At 73.3% G+C, this 24,156-nt stretch carries 16 protein-coding genes; 9 read left to right on the forward strand and 7 right to left on the reverse strand.

Annotation, left to right across the window (positions count from 1 at the left end; translation table 11 throughout):
- The first annotated feature begins 53 nt into the window (after positions 1-53).
- Positions 54-2,120 (forward strand): PQQ-dependent sugar dehydrogenase, encoded by a 2,067-nt coding sequence (locus tag AB0K10_RS16240; protein WP_363684096.1) that lies wholly within the window; start codon positions 54-56, stop codon positions 2,118-2,120.
- A gap of 189 nt (positions 2,121-2,309) precedes the next feature.
- A complete protein-coding gene (locus tag AB0K10_RS16245; RefSeq protein ID WP_363684098.1) occupies positions 2,310-3,383 on the forward strand; it encodes a glycerophosphodiester phosphodiesterase family protein in 1,074 nt (357 codons plus the stop codon).
- A 107-nt stretch (positions 3,384-3,490) separates the two neighbouring features.
- On the opposite strand, the gene AB0K10_RS16250 is transcribed toward AB0K10_RS16245, so the two are convergent.
- A complete protein-coding gene (locus AB0K10_RS16250) occupies positions 3,491-5,803 on the reverse strand; it encodes a BTAD domain-containing putative transcriptional regulator (RefSeq protein ID WP_363684100.1) in 2,313 nt (770 codons plus the stop codon).
- Positions 5,804-6,104: 301 nt separating this feature from the next.
- Here AB0K10_RS16250 and AB0K10_RS16255 point away from each other — a divergent pair, with 301 nt between their 5' ends.
- Genes AB0K10_RS16255 through AB0K10_RS16270 form a run of 4 tightly spaced genes read left to right on the forward strand, consistent with a single transcriptional unit; the run spans position 6,105 to position 15,193 of the window.
- Positions 6,105-8,603, forward strand: coding sequence for an amino acid adenylation domain-containing protein (locus tag AB0K10_RS16255; RefSeq protein ID WP_363684102.1), 2,499 nt, complete (start codon positions 6,105-6,107; stop codon positions 8,601-8,603).
- Positions 8,600-11,905 carry an amino acid adenylation domain-containing protein gene (locus AB0K10_RS16260; protein ID WP_363684104.1) on the forward strand — a complete coding sequence of 1,102 codons (3,306 nt, stop codon included), beginning with the start codon at positions 8,600-8,602 and terminating at the stop codon, positions 11,903-11,905. The genes AB0K10_RS16255 and AB0K10_RS16260 overlap by 4 nt, the downstream gene beginning before the upstream one ends.
- Positions 11,902-15,009 carry a beta-ketoacyl synthase N-terminal-like domain-containing protein gene (locus AB0K10_RS16265; protein WP_363684106.1) on the forward strand — a complete coding sequence of 1,036 codons (3,108 nt, stop codon included), beginning with the start codon at positions 11,902-11,904 and terminating at the stop codon, positions 15,007-15,009. The genes AB0K10_RS16260 and AB0K10_RS16265 overlap by 4 nt, the downstream gene beginning before the upstream one ends.
- Positions 15,002-15,193: an MbtH family NRPS accessory protein gene (locus AB0K10_RS16270; RefSeq protein WP_007461660.1), complete on the forward strand. Its 192-nt coding sequence runs from the start codon at positions 15,002-15,004 to the stop codon at positions 15,191-15,193. The genes AB0K10_RS16265 and AB0K10_RS16270 overlap by 8 nt, the downstream gene beginning before the upstream one ends.
- A gap of 64 nt (positions 15,194-15,257) precedes the next feature.
- Here the strand turns inward: AB0K10_RS16270 and AB0K10_RS16275 are convergent, their stop codons facing one another.
- Positions 15,258-16,277, reverse strand: a complete 1,020-nt coding sequence (locus AB0K10_RS16275) for an aldo/keto reductase (RefSeq protein WP_363684108.1) — start codon at positions 16,275-16,277, stop codon at positions 15,258-15,260.
- Positions 16,278-16,402: 125 nt separating this feature from the next.
- On the opposite strand from AB0K10_RS16275, the gene AB0K10_RS16280 reads away from it, so the two are divergent.
- The 3 genes from AB0K10_RS16280 (at position 16,403) to AB0K10_RS16290 (ending at position 18,807) form a co-directional block, all read left to right on the forward strand.
- A complete protein-coding gene (locus AB0K10_RS16280; protein WP_363684259.1) occupies positions 16,403-17,023 on the forward strand; it encodes a TetR/AcrR family transcriptional regulator in 621 nt (206 codons plus the stop codon).
- 38 nt (positions 17,024-17,061) lie between these two features.
- Entirely contained in the window at positions 17,062-17,541 is a 480-nt protein-coding gene (locus AB0K10_RS16285; protein WP_363684110.1) for a hypothetical protein, read from the forward strand.
- Between the two features lie 75 nt (positions 17,542-17,616).
- The gene (locus tag AB0K10_RS16290) at positions 17,617-18,807 is read left to right on the forward strand and encodes an MFS transporter (RefSeq protein WP_363684112.1); all 1,191 of its coding nucleotides are present in this window, start codon (positions 17,617-17,619) and stop codon (positions 18,805-18,807) included.
- A gap of 65 nt (positions 18,808-18,872) precedes the next feature.
- Here the strand turns inward: AB0K10_RS16290 and AB0K10_RS16295 are convergent, their stop codons facing one another.
- Genes AB0K10_RS16295 through AB0K10_RS16315 form a run of 5 tightly spaced genes read right to left on the reverse strand, consistent with a single transcriptional unit; the run spans position 18,873 to position 24,139 of the window.
- Positions 18,873-20,081, reverse strand: coding sequence for a 2-oxo acid dehydrogenase subunit E2 (locus AB0K10_RS16295; protein WP_363684113.1), 1,209 nt, complete (start codon positions 20,079-20,081; stop codon positions 18,873-18,875).
- Positions 20,074-21,087: a transketolase C-terminal domain-containing protein gene (locus AB0K10_RS16300; protein ID WP_363684114.1), complete on the reverse strand. Its 1,014-nt coding sequence runs from the start codon at positions 21,085-21,087 to the stop codon at positions 20,074-20,076. The genes AB0K10_RS16295 and AB0K10_RS16300 overlap by 8 nt, the downstream gene beginning before the upstream one ends.
- Complete coding sequence (locus AB0K10_RS16305; protein ID WP_363684115.1) at positions 21,080-22,018, reverse strand: thiamine pyrophosphate-dependent dehydrogenase E1 component subunit alpha; 939 nt, start codon at positions 22,016-22,018, stop codon at positions 21,080-21,082. Before AB0K10_RS16305 ends, AB0K10_RS16300 begins: the two co-directional genes overlap by 8 nt.
- The gene (locus tag AB0K10_RS16310; protein WP_363684116.1) at positions 22,015-22,263 is read right to left on the reverse strand and encodes an acyl carrier protein; all 249 of its coding nucleotides are present in this window, start codon (positions 22,261-22,263) and stop codon (positions 22,015-22,017) included. Before AB0K10_RS16310 ends, AB0K10_RS16305 begins: the two co-directional genes overlap by 4 nt.
- Positions 22,256-24,139, reverse strand: a complete 1,884-nt coding sequence (locus AB0K10_RS16315) for an HAD-IIIC family phosphatase (protein WP_363684117.1) — start codon at positions 24,137-24,139, stop codon at positions 22,256-22,258. Before AB0K10_RS16315 ends, AB0K10_RS16310 begins: the two co-directional genes overlap by 8 nt.
- Positions 24,140-24,156 lie beyond the last annotated feature (17 nt).

Below are 24,156 nucleotides of genomic sequence, written 5' to 3' on the forward strand. Positions count from 1 at the left end.
TGCGTCGTCCGGCGTGGGGTCGGGCCGTCCGATGCCCCGACCCTGGAGGACTGATGCGAAACCTCGCCCGAGTCAGACCACGACGCCTACTGTCGGCGCTTGCCGTGGCGGTGCTGCTGGCCGTGACGGTCGGCGTGCCGGCGTCGGCGGCGGGCCCGTCGACAGTCGTCGGTGTGGCGTCCGGTCGGTGCCTGGACGTGGTGGGCAACTCGCGCACCGCCGGCACCGGCATCAACATCTACGACTGCGTCGGTCAGGCCAACCAGGCGTGGACGTTCACCTCGGCCGGCGAGTTGCGGGTGTACGACGCGACGATGTGCCTGGACGTGGTCGGTCAGGACACCAGCGCGCCGGCCGCGCTACAGATCTATGGTTGCACCGGCGGCGCCAACCAGCGCTGGCGGATCAACGCCGACGGGAGCATCGTCGGTGTCCAGTCCGGCCTCTGCCTGGACGTGACCGGCGGCGGCACCGCAAACAGCACGACTGTCGGCCTCTGGACGTGCAACGGGCAGGCCAACCAGCGCTGGACGTCGTCGCTCGGCAGCACCGACAGCCAGCCACCCACGCCCCCGAGCAACCCCCGGGTGAGCGGGTTGACCTGCAACTCGGTGACGTTCGCGTGGAACGCCTCGACGGACAACGTCGCGGTGGCGTTCTACGACATCTACCACGACGGCCAGCTGATGACCTCGGTGAGCGGCAGCACCCTGTCCGCCGGCCTCACCGTCGTCCCCGGAGCCAGTTGGGGCCTGTACGTCAACGCGCGTGACGCCGCCGGAAACGTGTCGCAGGCCAGCTCCACCGTGACGATCACGCCGCCGCAGTGCCAGGCCGACACCGTGCCGCCGAGCACGCCGACGCAGCTCACCGGCACCGCTTCGGGGACGACTGTGACCCTGCGCTGGGCCGCGTCGAGCGACAACGTCGGAGTCCGGGCGTACGACGTCTACCGTGGTGGCGTCAAGATCGGCACCGTCACGGGCGCCCCGCCGGCCACCACCTTCACCGACAGCGGCCTGGCGGCGAACACCACCTACCAGTACCAGGTGGTCGCCCGCGACGGCCAGGACAACGCCTCGGCACGCAGCTCCACCGTCACGGTGAGCACCGGCGCCAGCTGCGCCAACCCGGTGTGCACGGTGCGGCAGGTCACCACCGACACCGACATCCCGTGGGGGCTGGTGACGCTGCCCGACGGCACCGTCCTCTACAACCGCCGCGACGCGCACGACATCATCCACCTCAACCCCGCCACGGGGGCGAAGACCACAGTTGGCACCGTGCCGAACGTGCAGAGCACCGACGGTGAGGGTGGCCTGCTGGGTCTGGCGATCTCGTCGAGCTTCGCCAGCGACCGGTGGCTCTACATCATGCACACGTCGCCCAGCGACAACCGGATCGTGCGGATCAAGATGGAGAACGACCGGCTCACCACCTCCACCGAGCAGGTCCTGCTCAGCGGGATCCGGCGCAACAAGTTCCACGACGGCGGTCGCCTGCGGTTCGGCCCGGACGGCAAGCTGTACGCCAGCACCGGCGACGCGCAGAACGGCGCCTACGCCCAGGACCGCTCCACCCTGGAGGGCAAGATCCTGCGCCTCAACCCGGACGGCAGCGTCCCGTCGGACAACCCGTTCGGCAACTACGTGTGGAGCTACGGTCACCGCAACCCGCAGGGACTCGCGTTCGACTCGCAGGGCCGGCTGTGGGAGCAGGAGTTCGGCAACTCGATCATGGATGAGACCAACCTGATCACGCGCGGCGGCAACTACGGCTGGCCGGCCTGCGAGGGCACCAGCGGCACCTGCGGCACCGCCGGCTACATCGCCCCGGCGCGCACCTACCCGACCGCCGAGGGCTCCTGCTCCGGCATCGCGATCGTGCGCGACGCGCTCTACGTCGCCTGCGCCCGCGGTACGCGGATGTACCGCGCCGTGATCAGCGGCAGCAGCCTGACGAACGTGCAGACGTACTTCAGCGGCACCTACGGCCGGCTGCGGACGGTGGAGCCGGCGCCCGACGGGGGGCTGTGGCTCACCACGACCACCACCGGTGACAAGGACAGCACCCCGAACAACAGCAACGAACGCGTCCTGCACGTCACCCTCGGCAACTAGGCCTTTCGCCGGCGGCCGCCGTCCGGCGGCCGCCGGCGAACTACCGCGGTGACGGCGCGCTGCCGTGGTGCGCGCACCTCTGAGGTTCGGCGAGCGTTCACACTCCGCTTGTGGCGAGGTCATCGTGCCGGGTGCCCTCCGACCTAGCCTCACCAGGGCATCTGCACCTGAAGAGCTGAGGTTTGCACCATGTCTCTGCGTCACGTCCTGGCGGGTCTTGCCGTTCTGCCCGCGCTCGCCGCTCCGGTGGCCGCGCACGCGTCAACGGTCGACAGCGCCAGCGCGCTGCACCCCCAGAAGACCCACTTCGACCTCCAAGCCCACCGCGGCGGCATCGGCATGACCACCGAGGAGTCGCTGGAGGGCTTCGGCAAGGCGATGCGCCTCGGTGTCACCACGCTGGAGCTGGACACCCAGATCACCAGGGACCGCAAGGTCGTCGTCAACCACGACCGCCAGGTCAGCGCCCAGAAGTGCGCCGACACCGCACCGGTCAAGGCCGGTGACCCGATGTTTCCGTACGTCGGCAAGTACATCAAGGACCTGACCCTCGCCCAGCTCAAGACCATGGACTGCGGCTACCAGCAGCTTCCGGGCTTCCCGGAGCAGGAGCAGGTCAAGGGCTTCCGCATGGTCGAGTTGAAGGACGTCCTCGGCCTGGTCAAGAGCTACCGGGCCAAGCAGCTCACCCTGAACATCGAGACCAAGGTCGAGGCGGGCGCGCCCGAGCAGACCGCGCCCCGTGAACTGTTCGTCCGGCGGGTCTTCGAGGAGATCCACGCTTCCGGCATCGAGAAGCAGGTCACCATCCAGTCGTTCGACTGGGGTGCGCTGAAGGTGATGCACCGCCTCGCGCCGAAGTGGCCGCTGGTGGCCCTGACCAACTACGACTTCCTCCAGGTCGGCCAGCCGGGCGCGTCCCCCTGGCTGGGTGGGATCGACGCCGACGACTACGACGGTGACTTCGTGAAGGCCGCTGCCGCCATCCCCGGCGTCACCGCCCTGTCGCCGAACTACGGGTTCCCACAGAACGGCACCATCAGCGACCCGACCTTCCGCTTCTACCCGGACGCGACAATGGTGGCCGAGGCGCACGCGCGGGGCCTGAAGATCATCCCGTGGACCTGCGACGACCCGGCCACCGTCTCCGCGCTCATGGACATGGGCGTCGACGGGATCATCACCAACTACCCCAACCGGGTCCGGGCGATCATGGCCGAGCGCGGCATGCGGCTGCCGAAGAGCTACCAACCCCGCCACTGACCCGTTCGCCCGATCCGAGATCGGCCCCGTGAGCTGCCTGGGCGTGCTTGCGGGGCCGCTCGGTGACCGGGCAGGAGAACGCGGCTTCGACGAGCGCGCCGCGCCGGTCAGGCCGGGTGCTCAATGAGCCTCCTCGGAATCCCCGTTCGCTGCGCCGGGACGCCGCCCGGGTGGTGGGCGGCGCCCAACTCGGTCGTCCACGGTCGGGTCTGCGCGGCCGGTGCCCGCCACCGGGTCACCCGTGCCCCCGGCTCGCCAGGCTTCCCGGCGCCGGACCCGGTGGGCTGCGTCTCGGTCTCCTCGCCGCCGGCCGGCGCGATGCCCAACTCCCGCATCCGCTCGACGTACGTGCGGTAGCGCCGCTGCGCCTCGCCGTGCCGTCCGGCCGCGCGCAGCACCTGCACCAACTCCAGGTGGGCGTCCTCGTCGTACGGGTCCCGGTGCACCAGCCGCATCAGGTAGACCAGCTTCTGGTCGGTGTCCGAGGCGTGCTGGGCCAGGGCCCGCAGCACGCTGGTGTGGGCGACCTGCGCCTCCTCCCGCAGCGGCTGCGCCCAGTCCTCGTACGGGTCGTCGGCGAGGAAGTCCCCGCCGTACAGCTCGTCGGCGCGGACCAGCGCACGGGCCGTGTCCGGGTGGCCGCCCCGCAGGGCTACCTGCGCCTCCTCGGCGGCGGTCAGGAACGTCTCCACGTCCACGTCGATCACGTCCAGGTCGATCGCCACCGACCCACGGTCGGCCAGTACCGCCCCCCGACCGCTGGTGCGGCGGCCGGTGCCCAGCACCCGGCGCAACGTGGACAGCAGCACCGACAGCCGGTTCGCGGTACGCGACGGCGACTCGTCGGGCCACAGCAACTCCATCAGCCGGGCCCGGGGCACGGCACGTCCCCGGTGCGCGACGAGGATCTTCAGCAGGTCCCGTGCCTTCTTCGACTGCCACTCCCCGTACGGGACGACGGCGCCGGCCCGGAACACCCGGAAGTCGCCCAGGGTGTGGATCACCACCGCCGGTACGCGCAGCGTGATCGCGGTGAGCCCGTCGGCGACGCCCGGGTCCAGGCGTACCCCGCAGCGGCGCAGCTTCTGCTCGGCACCCTCGGCGCCCCGGCGGGCCTGCCGCCCCTGCAATCGCGCGGCGATCAGCGCGACTGTGGCCTCCTCCGCCGGGTCGCCCAGTTCCCGGCAGAGCGCTGCGGCGTCGTCGAGCAGCCCGGCGGACGCGCGCGGGTCGTCCGCCGCGAGCACAGTGAGCTGGAGCGCCTCGACGAGGGTGGCGCGTCGCCGCCCGACGGTGGCGCCGGTGCGGGCCTCGGCGGCGTCGAAGTGGGCGGCGGCGGTGTCACCTCGCAGCAGCGCCACCCAGCCGCGAGCCAGCAGGGCGTACGGCCGTTCGGGCTCCCGGGCCATGGTGACCGCTCGTTCGGCCAGTTCCTGCGCGGCGCACAGGTCGTCGGCGGCGCGGATCCGCGCCAGCTCCGCCAGGACCCAGGCCGACGAGACGATGCGCGGCTGACCGCTGCCCACCGCGGCCAGGGCGCTCTCCAGCGCCTGCCGGGCCTGCCGGGGCTCCCGCCGGCGGCGGTGCACCATCCCGAGGGCGGCCAGCGAGATCGCCTCGTCGGCGGCGACCCCCGCCAGCTCCCGCAGGCGTTGACCGGCGGCGCCGTCGGCGAGCGCCTCCTCCAACCGACCGAGCTGACACTTCGCCACGGCGGCGAGAGTCAGCGCGTACGGCTCGTAGCCTGTGTCGCCTGCCACCTCGGTCAGTCGAACGGCCGCCTCGGCGTGCCGCAGCGCGTCGGCGGCGTCGCCGGCCCACAGCAGATGGCCGGCCAGATCCAGGTGGACCATCAACCGGAACAGGCCGGCATCCGCGCGACGCAGTCCGTCGGTCGCCTCCGCACGCCCGAGGGTCGCCGCCGCGTCGCCGGTGGCGGCGGCGAGCAGCACGACCATCCGGGCGTACGCCTGGTGGGCGGACGGGACACCGCACGCGTGGGCGGCGCGCGCGGCCTCCTCGACGTCGGCGCTGGCCCGCTCGAGGTCGTCGTCGAGCAGGTGGTGTACCGCCGCGTGGCAGTACATCTGCACGGCATGCGGGCCGGTCGCGCCGATCGGCGCGGTCGCCAGACGGGCCGCGGCCAGGTGCGGCTCCCCGGCGAGGTGGTGCCGCAGCGCCGCCCGCCAGATCTCCGCGACCGGGGCGTCGGCCGGGTCGGGTGTCGCGGCGAGCAGGTCGGGCTGGGTGGCGAGCCACAGGTGTGCGGCCGCGCGGTCACCGGCGGCGGCGAGGTGACGCAGCGCCCGCCCCGGGTCACCACCCGTACGGTGTTGTTCCGCGGTCGATGCCTCGCCCCCACCTTCGCTGCGAGCCGGCGTCGACGGGCGCCAGGCATGGTTGACATTGTCTCCGGACATGCACCGCTCCTGTGTTCTCTCGTGGAGGCTCAGGCGAGCGAAGAGACAACCGGGCACTACGAGTCGTCGCCCCCGGCGTGGCTTCCCCCCGGGCACGATCATTGTCTTCATCGAGCGGCATCGCCATAACCAAAAGAGTCGGTGTACTTACTGACTGCAATGCGCTATCGGCATAAAGGCGCACTCAGGTTTCCCTCAGATCGCCGCAACGGCACCCGAACGGCCCCTACAAGCAACTGGCACGGGTGCGGCCCAGACTTCCCGGCATTGCGTGTCACCCGCCGATCGGAGCTGAGATCCGATGACCGAACAGACAGTTTTCCCTGGCCTTTCCGCCTTTTGGGAACGACAGCTCACGGCCCTTCCGGAGCCGCCGGACCTGCCCTTCGCGCCGACCACCGAACCCGCCTGTGCCGCCCGTGCCGAGTTGCCGGGCGAGTCGGTGGAGCCGCAGGTCAGCGCGTTGGCCGGCGTGTTCGCGCTGCTGCGCCGCTGGACCGGCGGCCGGGACCTGCTCGCCGAGACGCCGGCTGCGTCGGCGGGCTCGGGACGTTGGCTGCCCGTGCGGGTCCGGTTGCCCGAGGATCCCACGTGGACCGAGCTGCGGGACCTGGTCCGAACGGCTCTGCGCGAGGCCCGGGAGCACGACGCGGAATTGCCCGAAACGGTTCCCCACTATCGGCCGGTGGTATCGATCAGTCCCGATCCGGCACTTTCCGGTTATCGGGGTGCGGTGCGGCTGCTGATCGACGACGCGGGCGAACGGCCGGCGGCCACGGTGAGCCACCACCCGCACGCGACGTCGATCGGGGCGGCGCTGGGCGTACTCCTCGCCCGGACGCAGGAGACCCCGGAGGCACGCCTGTCCGATCTGCCGGTGCTCGATCCGGCGATCGAGCGGCGGGTGCTTGTCGACTGGAACGCCACCGACACCGACTATCCGCGCGGAAAGTCGGTGCCGGACCTGTTCGCCCAGTGGGTTCGGCAGACCCCGGACGCGCCCGCGCTGCGTGCCGGCGACCGCGTCCTCGCCTACCGGGAGGTGGACCGGCGCGCCAACCACCTGGCGGGGCGCCTGCGTCGGCTGGGCATCGGTGCCGAGACGCTTGTCGGCATCTGCCTCGCCGACACCACCGACTGGGTGATAGCCGCGCTGGCGATTCTCAAGGTCGGCGCCGCGTACCTGCCGCTCGACCCCGGGTACCCGCCGGAGCGGCTGGCGCTGATGTGCCGCGACGCCACACCGGGAGCGATCCTGCACACCGCCGCGCTTGCCGACCGGCTCCCGGCCGACGACACGCCCCGGATCGTCGTGGACCGGCTCCCGGCCGACGACGGCCCGGCGGACCCGCCGGCGGTGACCGTCCACCCCGACCAGCTCGCGTACGTCATGTACACGTCGGGCTCCACCGGCCGCCCCAAGGGCACCGGCGTCAGCCACCGCAACATCGTCCGGCTGGTCCGCGACACCAACTTCGTCGACGTACGCCCCGACGACGTGATGGGCCAGGCCGCGACGATGTCCTTCGACGCGGCGACCCTGGAGGTCTGGGGCGCCCTGCTCAACGGCGCCTGCCTGGCGGACCTGGACATCAACGACGTGCTCGTGCCGGACCGGCTGCGCGCCCGGCTGCGCGACACCGGCGTGACGATGATGTTCCTGGCCACCTCCGTGGCCCGGCAGGTGGCGACCGACGCGCCGGACGCTCTGGCCGCGTTGCGCTACCTGACGTTCGGCGGTGAGCAGGCCGACCGGACGGCGGTGGACCGGCTGCGGGCGGCCTGCCCGGACACGACGCTCGTCAACGGGTACGGCCCGACCGAGGCCACCACCTACACCACCACGTACGACTGCGCCCGGCTCACCGCCGCGGACCCGATCGTGCCGATCGGCAGCCCGGTCGCCAACACCCGCGTGTACGTGCTGGACCGGCTCCTGCAACCGGTGCCGCCCGGCGTGCTCGGTGAGCTGTTCATCGGCGGGGACGGGGTGGCCCGCGGCTACCTCGGCCGCCCCGACGCGACAGCCGAGAGGTTCGTGCCCGACCCGTTCGGACCGCGCCCCGGTGGGCGGCTCTACCGCACCGGCGACATGGTCCGGCAACGCCCGGACGGGTTGGTCGAGTTCGTCGGCCGCTCCGACCACCAGGTCAAGATCCGCGGCTACCGGGTCGAGCCGGGCGAGGTGACCGAGGCGCTGCGCGGTGGCGGGCTGCTGCGGGACGCGATCGTGCGCGCCGACCGCGACGCCGCCGGCGACGCGAGGCTTGTCGCGTACGTCGTCCCCGAGACCGGGGTGCGCCTCGAGGCGATCCGGGAACGGGCTCGCGAGCAACTGCCCGACCACCTGGTGCCGGCCGTGTTCGTGGTGCTGCCGCGGCTGCCGCTCAACCGCAACGGCAAGGTGGACGTCGCGGCGCTGCCCGTGCCCGACGTTGCCGTCACCGGCGACGACGACGCCGCGCCGCAGACGCCTACCGAGCGAGCGGTGGCCGAGATCTGGCAGGACGTCCTCGGCGTGCCGGTGCGCCGCCGCGACGACGACTTCTTCGACCTCGGCGGACGGTCCCTGAAGGCGACCCGGGTCCGCTCCCGGCTCGCCGCCGCGATAGGCGCGGAGGTGCCGCTGCGGCTCATCTTCGACCACCCGACGGTGGCCGGGCTGGCCGCCGCCGCCGACGAGATCGGCGGGGCGCCGGTCGAGCCCACCGACGCGGCCGCGCCTGTCGCGCTGGACGGGCCGCCGCCCGCCGACCTCGCCGGGCTGCTCGACCAGCTCGAACAGGGGATCGCCCGATGATCGACGCCCTCACGCCCGGGCAGTTGCGCCAGCGCGTGGACGCCCTGCCGCCGGAGCGGAGGCGGGCGTTCCTCGCCGCGATCCGCGCCGACGGCGACCGGTACGGCATCCACCCGCTCACCGCCGCCCAGGAGTGGATGCTGCTGCTGGCGCAGCTGCGCCCGGACAGTCCCGCCTACCACGTGCCGTACCGCGTGGACCTGCGCGGCGACCTGGACGTGGCGGCGCTGCGCGGCGCGCTCGACGAGGTCGTGGCGCGGCACGAGGCGCTGCGTACGGTGTTCGTGCCGCTGGACGGGCAGTCGTACCAGATGGTCCTGCCGCCGGCCGGCCTGCCGCTGGCCGTCGAGGACGTCGCGCCGGAGCGGATCGACGAGTACGCCGCCGCCGAGGCGGTACGCCCGTTCGACCTGGCCCGAGGGCCGCTGGTGCGAGCCACCCTGTGCCGCACCGGCCCCGCCGACTTCGCGCTGCTGCTCTCCCTGCACCACGTGGTGTGCGACGGCTGGAGCATGGGTCTGCTGTTCGAGGAGCTGTCGACGGCGTACGCGGCAGTGCTCCAGGGGCGGTCTCCGACGCTGCCGCCGGCGCCCCGGGACGTACCCGCCGCGCTGGCCCAGGACCGACTGCTCGGTGCGGCCGAGCTGGCCCGACGCCTGGACTGGTGGCGCGACGCGCTGGCCGGCGCGCCGCCGGGGCTCGACCTGCCCACCGACCGGCCCCGCCCGGCCGAGCTGGAGGACGCCGGCCACGAGATCGAGTTCTCCTGGCCGCCCGAGCTGGCCGACCGGGTCGCCGAGGCGGGCCGCCGCACCGGCGCGACGCCGTACATGATCTTCGCGGCGGCCTGGGCGGCGTTGCTGCACCGCCGCAGCCAGCAGCCGGACCTGCTGATCGCCACGCCGGTGGCGAACCGGCAGACGCTCGACAGCGAGACCGCTGTCGGCTTCTTCGTCAACACGCTTGTGCTGCGCAGCCGGGTCGACGGTGGACTGACCTTCGCCGCGCTGCTTGACCGGCTGCGGGACTCGGCGCTTACCGCGCTTACCGACCCGGTGCCGTTCGACGCCCTGGTGCAGGAGCTGCGCCCGGTCCGCGACCCCGGCCGTCACCCCCTCGCCCAGGTGATGTTCGCCGTCGAGGACGGCTGGGAGCAGCGCCTGACCCTGCCCGGGGTGCGCGTGCTGGCCAGCGGTGAGACGCACACCGGCACGTCCATGTTCGACCTGACGCTGACCGTCATTCCGCAGGACTGCCGCATCGACGGGCGGGTCGAGTACCGGACGCGGCTCTTCGACGAGTCCACCGCCCGGGCGCTCGCCGACCAGCTCGACACCCTGCTCACCGCCGCGCTCGCCGCCCCGGACACCCCCGTGGACCGGCTGCCGCTGCTCGACTCCACCGCCGGCCGGGAGCTTGTCGACCGCTGGGCCGCCACCGCACCCGCGCCGTCGGGCCAGCCGACAGTGACCGAGCTGGTCGCCCGCCAGGCCGCGGCGGCACCGGAGACGGTCGCCCTGGCGTACCGCGATCAGGCCCTGACCTACCGGGAGCTGGACGAGCGGGCCGACCGTCTGGCCCGGACCCTCGCCGCGCGGGGCGTGCGGGCCGAGACGACAGTCGGGGTCTGCCTGCCCGCCGGCCCGGACTGGGTGGTCACGTTCCTCGCCGTACTCCGGGCGGGTGGGGTCTATCTGCCCCTGGACCCGCAGCTGCCGGCGGCACGGCTGGCGCACCTGCTCGCCGACTCCGCCGCCGCACTGGTGGTCACCACTGCCGACGCGGAGTTGGCGCTGCCCACCACAGGCGTGCCGCTGCTCCGCCTCGACGAGCAACCGCCGCCCGTCGACACCCCGCTCCCGACGACGATCCACCCCGACGCCGCCGCCTACCTCATCTACACGTCCGGCTCGACCGGGCTGCCCAAGGGCGTCGTCGGCACCCACCGGGGGCTGGCCAACCTCGCCGCGGCACAGGCCCGGCTGGTCGGCGTCCGAGCCGACGACCGGGTCCTGCAGTTCCACTCGATCAGCTTCGACGTGGCGCTGTCCGATGTGGTCACCGCCCTCACGGCCGGCGCCACGCTGCGCCTGCTCGGTCCGGACGAGCGCACCCCCGGCCCCGACCTTGCCGCCGCGCTCACCCGGCACCGCGTCACGGTGGCCGACCTGCCGCCGGTGGTCCTCGACGCGCTGGACCCCGCCGCCGTGCCCGACCTGCGGATCCTCACCGTCGGTGGGGAACCCTGCGCGCCGGACGTCGCCGCCGCCTGGTCGCGCCACCGGCTCCTGATCAACGGGTACGGCCCGACCGAGGCCACGGTCACCGCCACCGCCGCCCGCTGCACGCCCGACGACGCCGAGCTTCCGATCGGCCGGCCGCTGACCGGGGTCCGCGCCTACGTGCTCGACAGCGAGCTGCGGCCGGTGCCGCCCGGGGTGCCCGGCGAGCTGCACCTCGGCGGCGCCGGAGTGGCCCGCGGCTACCACGGCGACCCCGCGCTCACCGCCTGTCGGTTCCTGCCCGACCCGTACGCGCCGACGCCGGGGGAGCGGATGTACGCCACAGGCGACCTGGTCCGCTGGCGTGCCGACGGGCAGATGGTCTTCCTCGGCCGGGCCGACAACCAGGTCAAGATCAACGGTTATCGGATCGAGCTGGGTGAGGTGGAGGCCCAACTGCGACAGTGCCCGGGGGTGCGCCGGGCCGCCGCCGTGGTGCGGACCGACGCGCCCGGCGGTCGACGACTGGTCGGCTACCTCGTCGGCGACGGGCTGGCGATCGACGAACTGCGCCAGAGCCTGCTGCGGCGGTTGCCCCGCTATCTCGTGCCGAGCGCTTTCGTGGTGGTCCCCGACCTGCCGGTGACGGCCAGCGGCAAGCTCGACCCGTCCCGGTTGCCCGCCCCCACCGTGGCCCGCGCCGACCTCGGCGCCGCGTACGTGGCACCGAACGGCGCCGTCGAACGGGTTATCGCCGACACCTGGCGGCAGGTGCTCGGGCTCGACGACGTCGGCGCGGACGACAACTTCTTCGACCTGGGCGGCACGTCACTGCTGCTGGCGCGGGTGCAGGCCCGGCTCACCGAACGGCTCGGCCGACCGGTGCCGGCCGTCGAGCTGTTCCGCTACCCGACGATCGCGCTGCTGGCCCGGTTCCTCGACGGCGCCGACGCGGAAGTGCCGACGGCCCGGCCGACTGGGGACCCGGCCGCCGGCCGGCGACGAGACGAACGCAAGCAGGCGCTGGCCGACCGGGCCCGCCGGGCCCGCCCGGTGCCGGCGGGGGAGGGACGAGCGTGACCGACCAGGAGACCGGACTGGAGATCGCCATCGTCGGGATGGCCGGCCGCTTTCCCGGCGCCGCCGACGTCGACGAACTGTGGCAGCGGATCCTCGCCGGACAGGAGACCATCACCCGGTTCACCGACGCGGAGTTGGCTGCCGCCGGCCTCACCGAGCAGGAGCGGCAGCACCCCGACCTCGTGCCGGCGCACGGCGCGCTGCCGGACCTCGACCGGTTCGACGCCGGCTTCTTCGGCTACTCGCCCCGCGACGCCCGGCTGCTCGACCCGCAACAACGCCTCTTCCTGGAGACCGCCTGGGCCGCCCTGGAACGCGCCGGCCACCTCGCCGGGGATCCCGACCGCCTCGTCGGGGTGTACGCCGCCGCCGCGGCCAGCGGGTATCTGCTGCACCATCTGTTCCGCAACCCGCGGCTCGGCTCGGTCTCCGAGTACGAGCTGATGCTCGCCAACGACAAGGACTCGCTGCCCACCCGCGTGGCGTACCACCTGGACCTGCGCGGCCCCGCCGTGGCGGTGCAGACGGCCTGCTCCTCGTCGCTTGTCGCCGTGCACCTCGCCGCGCAGGCGCTGCTCGCCCGCGAGTGCGACGTCGCCCTCGCCGGCGCCGCGCACGTCCTGCTGCCCACCGGCACCGGGTATCGCCACGAGGCCTGCGGCATCATGTCCCGCGACGGGCACTGCCGCCCCTTCGACGTGCGCGCCACCGGCACCGTGGGAGGCGACGGCGCCGCCGTGGTCGTCCTGCGCCGGCTGGCGGACGCCCGCGACGACGGCGACACGGTGTACGCGGTGATCCGCGGCTCCGCGATCAACAACGACGGCCGGGTGAAGGTCGGCTTCACCGCGCCCGGCGTGGACGGTCAGGTCGCCGTGATCCGGGCCGCCCAGGAGGTTGCCGAGGTCGACTCCGCCACGATCGGCTACGTCGAGGCGCACGGCACCGGCACCGAGCTGGGCGACCAGATCGAGCTGCGCGCCCTGGCCGAGGCGTTCCGGGGCGCCGACGCCGGCCGGTGCGCGCTCGGCTCGGTCAAGTCGATACTCGGTCACCTCGACGTCGCCGCCGGAGTGACCGGGCTGATCAAGGCCGCGCTGGCGCTGCACCACCGGGTGGTGCCGCCCAGCCCGTACTGCACCGAGCCGCACCCCGAGCTGGCCGGCGACGGGCCGTTCCGGGTGCCCACCACGTCGCAGCCCTGGCCGGACCTGGGCACGCCGCCCCGGGCGGCGGTCAGCTCCTTCGGCATCGGCGGCACCAACGCCCACGTCGTGCTCCAGGCCGCCGAACCTACCGATCACGTCCCCGCCGACGACGGATCCGCACAGCTGCTGGTGCTCTCCGCCCGGGACGCCGACGCGCTCGACCGGGCCCGCGATCAGCTCGCCACCCACCTGGGCGAGCACCCCGCCGTGGCGCTGGCCGACGTCGCGTACACCCTGGCCCACACCCGACGGGAGTTCGGCCACCGGTTGGTCACCGTCGCGCGCGACGCCACGACCGCCGCCGCCCAGCTCGCCGACCGTGACTCGGCGCTCGTCCGCACCGGCGTCGCCAGTAGTACGCCGGCCGGGGTGGCGCTGCTCTTTCCCGGCCAGGGGGCGCAGTACGCCGGGATGGGCCGCACCCTCTACCGCACCGAACCGGTCTACCGGGCGGCCTTCGACAGCTGCGCCGACCTGCTGCGCCCGCACCTCGACGTGGACCTGCGGGCACTGCTCTGCCCACCCGGCGACGCCGTCCCCGCCGCACCCGAGCTGGACGAGACCCGGCTCACCCAGCCAGCCCTGTTCGCCGTCGAGTACGCCCTCGCCGACCTGCTGCGCCACCGGGGCGTACGCCCGGCCGCGATGGCGGGACACAGCCTCGGCGAGTACGTGGCCGCCTGCCTGGCCGGCGTCTTCACCCTGCCCGACGCGCTCGCCACAGTCGCCGTCCGTGGCCGGCTCATGCAGGCCCAGGCCCCCGGGTCGATGCTCTCGGTGGCCCTCGGCGTCGACGAGGTGACGGCGTTGCTGCCCGCCGGAGTGGAGGTGGCCGCCGCCAACGCGCCGCACCTCACCACCGTCTCCGGCGTGACCGCCGCCGTCGCCGCGCTCGCCGCCGACCTACGCGGACGCGGGGTGGCCTGCCGGGAGGTCCGCACCTCCCACGCGTTCCACTCGGCTCTGATGGACCCGGCCCTGGCCGGCTTCGCCGCCCACCTGCGCGAGATCCCACTGCGCCCGCCGACCGTGCCGATCGTGTCCAACGTGACAGGTCGCTGGCTCACCGACGACGAGGCCACCGACCCCGACTACTGGGTGCGGCAGCTGCGCCGCCCGGTCACCTTCACCGCCGCCGCCGACCTGCTGCTCGCCGAGCGGTACGCGCTGCTGGAGGTCGGCCCGGGACGCACCCTGGCCACCCTCGTCCGACAGCACGACGCCGCACGCGGTGTGCCGGTGCTGACCAGCCTGCCCGCCCATCGCACCCCGACCGGCGAGGACGACGCCGTCGCCCTGGCCGTCGGCCGGCTCTGGCTCGCCGGGGCGCCGGTGCGCCGGCCCGACGGCCGCGCCGAAGGACGACGGCGGGTACCCCTGCCCACGTACCCGTTCGCCCGCAAGCGGCACTGGGTCGACGCGTACCGGCCGGGACCCGTCGCCCCTGCCGAGGTCGCGCCGGCCGCCGCGCCACCGTCACCGGTCCCGGCGGAACCGGTGACGGCCGCGACGACTACCGCGCCGAGCGACGAGCCGTACGAGGTGGTGCGCCGCATCTGGATGGACCTGCTCGGCGTCGACGAGATCGGCCCCGACGACGACTTCTTCGAACTGGGCGGGCACTCGCTGCTCGGCACCCGTGTGGTGGCGCGACTGCGCGACGCGCTCGGCGTCGACCTGCCGCCCGCCGCGATCTTCGAGTCACCCACTCCCGCCGCGCTGGCCCGTACCGTCGCCGCGTTGGCGGTGCCGGCTCCCGCCGTACCCCCGGCGGTTTCCCCGCCCACGGACGGCGACCTCACCAACCTGCTCGCGGAGATCCGGGCGTTGTCCCCGGAGAGTCTCGCCCGCGAGCTGCACCTGGCCCGACACGAGGAAGGCAACCCCGATGGCTGACGAACACCGCGTGGTGGTCAACGACGAGGAGCAGTACGCCCTGTGGCCCCGGCACAAGGAGGTGCCGGACGGCTGGCGCGACGCCGGCTGCGCCGGCAGCCGCCAGGAGTGCCTGGATTTCGTGACGCGCACCTGGACCGACATGCGTCCCCGCAGCGTCCGCGAACACCTCGCCGCCGGCTGAGCGGTGGTTCACCGAATCGGCGAGTGACGTCGGCGGCGCACCGACGTGGCGCCCCGCGCCGGGGTCAGCGGCGGCGCAGGGCTGGGTCGAGCAGGGCGGGCGGGGTGTCGAACTTCTCGTGTGCGGCGAGGTCGACGCCCGGCGCGACGATCGCGTCGATCGCGTCCAGCACGTCGGCGGAGAGCACGGTGTCCGCGGCGGCGAGCTGGGAGCGCAGGTGGTCGACCGTGCGGGGGCCGATGATCGCGCTGGTCACGCCGGGGTGCGCGGTGACGAACCCGAGCGCGAGCTGGATCATGGTCAGGCCGGTCTCGTCGGCGAGCGTGGCCAACCGCTCGACGGCGTCCATCCTGGCCCGGTTGGCCGGCAGCGTGGTGTCGAAGCGCTCCGGCAGGATCGTCGACCGACTGGTGGTGATCTCCTGGCCCGCCCGGACCGCGCCGGAGAGCCAGCCCGAGGCGAGCGGGCTCCACGCCAGCACGCCGAGGCCGTACTGCTGGGTCACCGGCAGGACGTGGCTCTCGATCCCGCGTTGCAGGATCGAGTAGCTGGGCTGCTCGGTGACGTACCGGCTCAGGTGGTGTTCCCGCGCGGCCCACTCGGCCTGCACGATGCGGTACGCGGGGAAGGTCGACGAGCCGAAGTGGCGGATCTTGCCGGCCCGCTGCAGGTCGGTCAACGCCGACAGCGTCTCCTCGTCGCTCGTGGTCGGGTCCCACCTGTGGATCTGGTAGAGGTCGACGTGGTCGACGCCGAGGCGGCGCAGGCTGTTGTCCAGCTCGGTGACGAGCCAGCGGCGTGAGCTGCCCCGGTGGTCGCGCCTGTCGCCCATCGGCATGCCGGCCTTCGTGGCCAGGACGATGTCGTCGCGGCGGCCGGCGATCGCTCGGCCGACCATCTCCTCCGATTCGCCCTGGCTGTACATGTCGGCGGTGTCGATCAGGTTGATCCCGCCCTCCAGGGCGGCGTCGACGATCGCGGTGACCTCGTCCTGGCTGGTGCGTCCCAGCTTGCCGAAGTTCATGGCGCCCAGCACGAGTGTGCTGACCTGGACGCCGGTACGACCCAACGTGCGGTATTGCATGGCTGATCCTCCGTGCGCAAGGGGTGTGGCTGGTCGTGGCCCACCCGTTCTGGCATCCTGAACAAGTGGAACCGTGTTCCGCTAACCAATATACGGAACACGGTTCCGTTTTGCCAACACTGATCATGGGAGGTTGGGGCGCGGTGGCCGACATCGACGGCGGATCGACGGCAGCGGCGTCGCGGCGGGAGTCGACGCCGCGCAAGCGGGCGGACGCGCGGCGCAACGAGGCGACGCTCCTGGACGCCGCTGCCGCGGCCTTCGTGGCGTCCGGCGTCGACGTTCCCGTTCGCGAGATCGCCGCCAGGGCGGGCGTCGGTGTCGGCACGATCTACCGGCACTTCCCGACGCGCGCCGACCTGATCGTGGCCGTCTATCGGCATCAGGTGGAGGCCTGCGCCGAGGCCGGTCCGGCGCTGCTGGCCGCCGGTGGCACGCCGTACGCGGCCCTCGCGCAGTGGATCGACCTCTTCGTCGACTTCCTGGTCACCAAGCACGGTCTCGCCGAGGCGTTGCAGTCCGACAACGCCGCCTTCCAGACCCTGCACGCCTACTTCCTCGACCGCCTGGTACCGGTGTGCGCCCACCTGCTCGACGCGGCCGCCGCCGCGGGCGAGATCCGTACCGACCTGAGCGCCGTCGAGCTGCTGCGCGGCGTCGGCAACCTCTGCATCGGCGCGGCCGACCCCCGGTACGACGCGCGCCGCATGGTCGAGATCCTCATTGCCGGGCTGAGCGTCAGCTAGCCGCCCGCGTCGCCGGACTGTCAATGTAATGTTGACGAATGACGACGCCGCTGGCCGGCTTGGCCGAGGTCCGTGCCGCCCGTGCCCACCTGGACGAGCGGGAGGCGGAGCTGATCGACCGGGCGCGTCACGAGGGCGCGACCTGGGCGCAGATCGCGACCGCGCTGGGGCTCGGCAGTCGGCAGGCCGCCGAGCAACGCCGGCAGCGCCTCCTGGTCGCTCGGCGTGCGCGGCGGCACGACCTCGACCGTGACTACCCGAGGCAGATCGTGGCGGTGCGCGGCGCGGTGGCCGACCTGGGCCGCTGGATCGCGACGGACCGGCGGTGGGACTCGCGGTTCCACCGGGCGGCACTCGTGCGGAGCACTGTCGACGCCGCTCTGGACGCCGACCCGGGTTCGCTCTACGCGCTGGCCCTGCACCTCCGTGCCGACCTCGACGCCGCAGGCGACCGGTTGCCACCGCCGGTGCGATCGCTGGCGACGACGATGGGCACCGTGTTGTCAACGCCTCATTGACGTCGCCTGCCGGTATTGCCCCAGCCGGGCTCAAGAAACAGGATGTGAGTCACCTCGACTCAACCTGGAGGGCTCATGCGGCGCAACGCGGTTCTGCTCGTGGCGATCTCGGTCCTGTCCGGCTTCGGCAGCAGCGCCATGGCCCTCGTGTCCGGCATCTGGATCCTGGACCTCACCGGCTCCACCGCCCTGGCCGCCCTGGCCGGGCTCTGCGTGTACGCCCCGGTGCTCGCCGGGCCATGGCTGGGCGGCCTGCTCGACCGGACGCCCCGACGACCGCTGGTGATCGCCGTCAACCTCCTGCTGGCGACCGCGCTGCTGACGCTCCTCGCCGTCCGGGGTCCGGGTCAGACGTGGCTCGTCTTCGCCGTCTCGTGCGCCTACGGTGTCAGCTACGTGTTGATCGACGCGGGCGAGACGGCGCTGCTGCCGTCCGCGCTCTCGCCAACGGACCTCGGCGACGTGAACGGATGGCGCTCCAGCGCCCAGGAAGGCATGAAGCTCGTCGCCCCGGTGGTCGGCGCGGGCCTCTACGCCTGGCACGGGGGCCACGCGGTCGCGGTTCTCAGCGCGGCCATGCCGCTTGTGGTCGCCGTGTTGTACCTGGCGGTGCGCCTGAACCGGATCCCATTCGAACGGTCGACCCAGCGGCGCCAGGGTCCACGCGCCGGGGCGGCGGTCCTGTCCGGACAGCTCACGACCCGCGTACCGCTCGTGCTCGCGGCCGTGTCGATCGCCATGTCCGGCTTCACCACCGCGGCCGTCTACGCGATCGTCATCACCGATCTACGGCTGCCGAGCACGTTCCTGGGAGTCCTGGCCAGCGCGCAGGGTGCGGGCTCCATCCTCGGTGGACTGATCGTCGGACGGCTCCTCGCCCGACGGGGTCCGGCCGCCGTCGCCGTCGCCGGGGCCGTGCTGTTCGCCGTGGGTTGCGTGGCGCGCTGCCTGCCCTGGTGGCCGGCCACTGTCGCGGGCGCCGCGATCGCCGGCGTCGGGCTGCCGTGGACCCTTGTCGCGGCGGTGACCGCCGTGCAGACGCACACCCCGCCCGCGCTGCTCGGTCGGGTCGCCGCGACGGCGAACACAGTGATGTTCGGGCCTCTCGTGCTGACGATCCCGCTCGGCGCCGCCGCCGTCCACCTCGGTGGCCGTCCACCGCTGGTCGCCGCCGCCGCTCTCTGCCTGACCGCAGCGGCCACCCTGCCCCGGACCCGGCCCTCCCCACCGGAGCAGCCGCCGCCGCTGGTGATCGCTGGCAGCTGAGCAGTGCGACACGCCGGCCACACCACTGCTGCGCTGCCAACGATCAGTGCAGCGACACCATTCGCTTAAGAGAGGTCCGAGGCGAGCTGGTCGGGGGACTCCAGGGCCGCCTTCACGGCCTGCAGGAAGGCGACCGCCTCCCTCCCGTTGACCACGCGGTGGTCGTAGACGGCGCTGAGGTTGACGAACCGGCGCGTCACGACCCGGCCGTCGGTGTCCAGCGCCAACTCGTCCTGCGTGCCGCCGATCGCCACCACACAGGTCTGACCGGGGAAGACGATAGGCCCGGCGAGCACCACGTCGGGGTCGGTGTGCAGGGAGACGACGATGGTCCCGCCGGCCAGCTCACCCGCCCGGAAGCCCTCACCGCCGGCCCGGGAGCGGAAGTCCATCAGCGTCTCGGCGATCTCCGCGCAGGTCAGCTCCTCCACGTCCCGGACCACCGGTATGAACAGCCCCGTGCCGACGTCGATGGTGACGCCGACGTGGGCCGCCTCGGCCAGTCGTACGCTGCTGCCGTCGCCGGGTGAGGCGAAGAGCAACGGGTGGTGCTCGCGCAACCCGCCGATGGCCTTGACCAGCAGTTCCGGCAGGCCGACAAGGGTGCGGGTCGCGCGGGTCAGGTCACGGGCCACAGTGAGGGCGGCGTCGGCGCGGACCTTGATCACCGCGAGCGCCGCCGGCACCTCCCGGTGGGACTCGGTGACCACGGCGGCCACCGCGCGCTGGGCGCGGGAGAGGGTGTGCACCTGACGCGGATCGTCCGGCTCCGGGCCGTCGCCGGCCGCCAGCGCGGCGGCCGCGGCCACCACCACCGGCTCGGTCGTCGCGGCGGGCGCCGCCGACCGGTCGGCCAGCAGGCGCTCCACGTCGGTACGCCGCACGACCGCCTTGCCGAGGCCGCGCAGCTCGGCGTCGTCGAGCCCGTGCGCGGCGGCCAGCTCCCGGGCCGAGTCGGTGAGCACCGGCCCGCCGGGTTGAGTCTCGGGCGCCGGCCCGCTCGGTGTGACCGCCTCGGCCAGGAAGCGCTGCCGGGCCTCTTCGCTGTCGAAGACGTGGCCGATGACGTCGCCCGGGGCGCACTCCCGGTTGACCTCGACGAGCCGGTGCAGGACCCCGTCGCCGTCGCAGAGCAGCTCCTCGGCCGCCTTGGAGGTCTCCACCTCGGCGATCGGCTCGCCGGCGCGCACCTGCTCGCCGTCCCCGGCCAGCCAGTCGAGCAGGACGTACGTCGTGTCGTTGTTGTTGAGCTTGGGGACGACCAGGTCAGTCACCACTGACGACCTCCTTCACGGCCTGGCGGATGTCGGTGTCCTGCACCAGCACTGTGCGTTCGAGATGCGCGGCGGTCGGGATGACGCTGTCCGCGGAGTGCACCAGGCGTACCGGCGCCCGCAGCGCTCCCCAGAGCCGCCGGTGCACGACCTGCGCCAGCTCCGCGCCCCAGGTGCCACCGGCGGTGCTCTCCTCGGCCACCACCACCCGGCCGGCCCGCGCGATCGGCGGCAGCAGGGTGTCGGCGTCCAGGGGCCACAGCCGTGACGGCACCAGCACCTGGCAGACGATGTCGTCGCGCAGCAGCAGTTCCCGGGCCACCGCCACGGCCCGGGTGGCCAGGCCGCCGGGTACGACGAGCACGCAGTCGGCCTGCTCCTCCTCGTCCACCCGGACCCGGGCCACGTCGCCGGCCGGGCCGATCAGGTCGTAGCGGAACAGCTCGTCCACCACGCCGTCGGCGTACATCCGGCTGGTGTAGAGGACCTTGTCCTCGAAGAGCAGGCCCGGCCGGCCGGTGGCGAGCATGCCCGCGAGCACCGCCCGGTTGTCGTGGAACGGCGACACCTCGTGCAGGCTCAGCCCGGGAATGCCGACGAAGTGCTTCAGAGGGCTCTGGCTGTGCGTCGGACCGTACCCCCGGTTGCCGCCGCTGGGGCAGCGCACCACCAGCCGCATCGGCACCCGCCGGCCGTACATGGCCGTCGACTTGCTGGCGAAGTTGAGGATCTGGTCGAACGCCAGGGCCACGAAGTCGCTGAACATGATCTCGACGATGGCGCTCTGCCCGGCCAGGGCCAGCCCACCGGCCACGCCGACGATGCCGCCCTCGCTCAACGGGGTGGACAGCACCCGGTCCGGCCAGCGCGCCGACAGCCCCCGGGTCACCTTGAACGCCCCGCCGTACGGGTCGACCAGATCCTCCCCGAGCACGGTAAGCGCGGGGTCGTCGGCCAGCAGCGTGTGCAACGCCTGGTTGAGGTTCTCCACCACCCGCTCAGCCACGGTCGACCTCCGCCCAGTGGCTCGCCGGCCGGCCGGCGACGTCGGCGACGACCTGCGCCACGTACGTCCGTTGCCGCTCGTCGTGCACACCGAACTGCTCCGGGTACGCCTGCGCGTAGCGGGCGTACCAGTCGTGCGCCCGCGCGTGTGCGATCTCCTCCGGGCGACGGCTGTCGTCGCCCTTGCTGTGCGGTCCCACCCGGTGGGTGAGCAGCTCCACCACGTACGGCGTGGACCGCTCGCGGACCCGGCGCAGTACCGGCGTCAGCGCGGCCCGGACCACCTCGGTGTCGGTGGAGGTGACCCGCAGGTGGTCCACCCCGAACGCGCGTGCCCGGCCGCCGATGCTGCCGGCGAGCTGCGCGACGGTGGGCGTGGACTGGGCGATGCCGTTGTTCTCCACGACCAGCAGCAGCGGCAGGCCCCACAGCGCGGCCATGTTCAGCGCCTCGTAGACGGCGCCCTCGCCCCAGGTGCCGTCGCCCAGGTAGACGAGCGCCAGCCGGCCCGGCTCGGTGCGCTTGAGGTGCAGCGCCACCCCGGCGGCCACCGGCACGCTCTCGCCCTGCACCCCCGTCGACAGGTACCTGTCGCGCAGGATGTGCTGGCTGCCGCCGACGCCCTGGCACACCGCGCCCTCGCGGCCCATCACCTCGGCCAGCAGGCCGTGCGGGTCGGCGAACCGGGCCAGGTAGTGGCCGTGCCCCCGGTGGTTGCTGAACACGAAGTCGTCGTCGGTGAGCAGCGGGCGCAGCGCCACAGGCACGTACTCCTGGCCCAGGCAGGTGTGGGTGGTGCCGTGCAGCTCGCCCCTGCCGAACATGTCCAGCAGCGCCAGCTCGAAGTGCCGGATCAGCAGCAACAGGTCCAGGTCGGCGTCGGCGAGCCGGGTCGGCGCGATCGGCGGCGCCTCGGTGCGGGTGGCGGTCACCGGGTCACCCCGTCCAGCTCGCCGGCGACCAGGTCGACAAGCTCGCCGACCGCGGTCACCGCCAGGTACGCCCGCAGGTCCAGGCGTACGCCGAGGTCGTCCTCCAGCGCGGAGAGCAGACGCAGCGCCTCCAGGCTGGTCCAGTTGGCGAGCGACGCGAACCGGACGTCGGGCGAGATCTCCTCGGCCGGTACGTCCGCGACCTGCTCGATGAGGCCCGCGACGGTGGTGAACAGGTCAGGCACGGATGTCTCCCTCCTCCAGGGCGATCCACGCCGGCAGCAGCCGGGGCGGGGGGTGCAGCGGCAACACGTGCCGGGTGGTGCCGTCGTCGACGGAGCCCACGGTGAACCCGGCGGCGGGCCAGACGGCCCCGCCGGGCTTGTTGCGGGCGGTGGGGCGGAACAGGGCCTCCAGCCGGGTCGCGCCGGCGGCTCGGGCGAGCTCGGCCACGCGGTGCAGCGCCGCCTGCTCGACGCCCCGGGAGAAGACCCGGCAGCTGAGCACGAAGTTCTCGATCACCCAGGCGTCCGGGTCGTCCCGGTTCAGCCACAGGCCGCCCACCAGCCCTTCGGCGCCGAACCGGTCGGTCACCTCGACGGTGAGCACCAGGTGGTCGGGGGAGCCGGCGCGCGCCCGGGTCTGCGCCTCGGTGTGCGCGCGCTCGGTCATGGTGAACTGGTTGGTGCGCAGCCCGAGCTGCGCGACCCGGGGCAGGCTGTGCTCGTCGACCTTCCGGACGGTGACGCGCAGCTTCAGCTCGTGCAGGTAGTCGGCCGCCGAGTCGAACGTGGCGGCGAAGCTTTCCCGCCCGGCGCGGGCCCGGTACAGCTCGGTGCGTTCACGGTCGGTGGCCCCGGTGGCCAGCACGGTGAAGTGCCCCTCGGTGAGCAGCCTGGTGGGGAAGCCCGCCGGGTCGCCGGCCAGCTCCACCACCCGTACGGTCGGCAGCTCGCGGCGTACCAGCTCGCACTCGAAAGGGCTGTCGTCGGCGAACACGACGGCGTCCAGGCCCAGGTTGAGGGTGGTGGCGAGCTGGCGCAGGTTCTCGTCCTTGCGCCCCCAGTTCACCGCCTGGGCGACGAAGTCGTCGGCGCGCAGCAGCAGGTCGGGGTGCTGCGCGAACGCCTCGGTCACCAGGTCGGGGTCGTTCTTGCTGCACACCGCGAGCAGTACGCCCTGCCGGCGCAGCGCCAGGGCGCGGCGCTGCACGTCACGGTGGCAGTTGCCGGGATAGTCGGTGCCCAGCCGGATGCCGGTGAGCCCGTCGTCGCCGAGCACGCCCGCCCAGAGGGTGTTGTCCAGGTCCAGCGCGAGCACCTTCGCCGTCCGCCCGAGGACCGCGCGGCAGAAGGTGGCGGCCTCGTGGGCGTACCGACGTTCCACGGTGGACGTCCACGCCATGCTGGCGAACCGGTACAGGCGCTCGTCGCGCACCGGGCCGTCGTGGTCCACCAGCAGCGTCTCTAGATCCACCGTGTACGTCGTGTCGCGCTCGCCCAGCTCCAACAGTCGGGAGTTCAGCTCCCGCCAGATCCGCCCCAGCTCGGCCCGGCCGCGGAAGCTGACCAGGCCGCGGTGCTCGGGCGGCGACAGCGGCACGGTGTGCAGCAGCACCGCGCCCTCGGTGCGGGCCGCGTATCCGCGCAGCGCGGCGGCGAGCACGCCGGCCCGTTCGCCCAGCACGTCGGCGAGGCCGGCCAGGTCGCCGGGGTCCCACTCGCTCGGCAGGAACCAGCCGTCGTGCAGCAGGCAGAGCGTGACGTCGGGCCGGAACTCGGCGAGTGGTGAGCGGGGATCGCTGAGGTCGAGCACGAGCTGGTCGAAGCCGGAGACGTGGATCTCGGGGGCGATGCCGATGCGCAGCAGCGCCACCCGCAGCAGCGGTTCCAGCGTGCCCGGCGTGAACGTGCCGGTGACCGCTACCCGCAGCGGGCGCAGCGGAAAGTCGGGGCTGGTCAGCTTCTCGACGGGCACGTCGGCGAGCAGCCGACCGGCGGACGCGACGACGGTGACCGCCGCGTCGTCCAGGTGGACCAGGGCGGGCGCCAGCTCCGGGTCGGCGGCCGCGTCGGGTCGGCGCAGCCGGCGGATCCGGTGCAGGACCTCCTCGTCTCGCATGGTCGGTGTCCTTCCTC

It is taken from the genome of Micromonospora sp. NPDC049274, assembly GCF_040678875.1.
Taxonomy (GTDB): Bacteria; Actinomycetota; Actinomycetes; order Mycobacteriales; family Micromonosporaceae; genus Micromonospora.

Bases quoted from the DNA above. Each gene is read 5' to 3' on its own strand.
- AB0K10_RS16240 (WP_363684096.1), top strand. From the start codon at position 54: ATGCGAAACCTCGCCCGAGTCAGACCACGACGCCTACTGTCGGCGCTT.
- AB0K10_RS16245 (WP_363684098.1), top strand. From the start codon at position 2,310: ATGTCTCTGCGTCACGTCCTGGCGGGTCTTGCCGTTCTGCCCGCGCTC.
- AB0K10_RS16250 (WP_363684100.1), bottom strand. From the start codon at position 5,803: ATGTCCGGAGACAATGTCAACCATGCCTGGCGCCCGTCGACGCCGGCT.
- AB0K10_RS16255 (WP_363684102.1), top strand. From the start codon at position 6,105: ATGACCGAACAGACAGTTTTCCCTGGCCTTTCCGCCTTTTGGGAACGA.
- AB0K10_RS16260 (WP_363684104.1), top strand. From the start codon at position 8,600: ATGATCGACGCCCTCACGCCCGGGCAGTTGCGCCAGCGCGTGGACGCC.
- AB0K10_RS16270 (WP_007461660.1), top strand. From the start codon at position 15,002: ATGGCTGACGAACACCGCGTGGTGGTCAACGACGAGGAGCAGTACGCC.
- AB0K10_RS16275 (WP_363684108.1), bottom strand. From the start codon at position 16,277: ATGCAATACCGCACGTTGGGTCGTACCGGCGTCCAGGTCAGCACACTC.
- AB0K10_RS16280 (WP_363684259.1), top strand. From the start codon at position 16,403: ATGGGAGGTTGGGGCGCGGTGGCCGACATCGACGGCGGATCGACGGCA.
- AB0K10_RS16285 (WP_363684110.1), top strand. From the start codon at position 17,062: ATGACGACGCCGCTGGCCGGCTTGGCCGAGGTCCGTGCCGCCCGTGCC.
- AB0K10_RS16290 (WP_363684112.1), top strand. From the start codon at position 17,617: ATGCGGCGCAACGCGGTTCTGCTCGTGGCGATCTCGGTCCTGTCCGGC.
- AB0K10_RS16315 (WP_363684117.1), bottom strand. From the start codon at position 24,139: ATGCGAGACGAGGAGGTCCTGCACCGGATCCGCCGGCTGCGCCGACCC.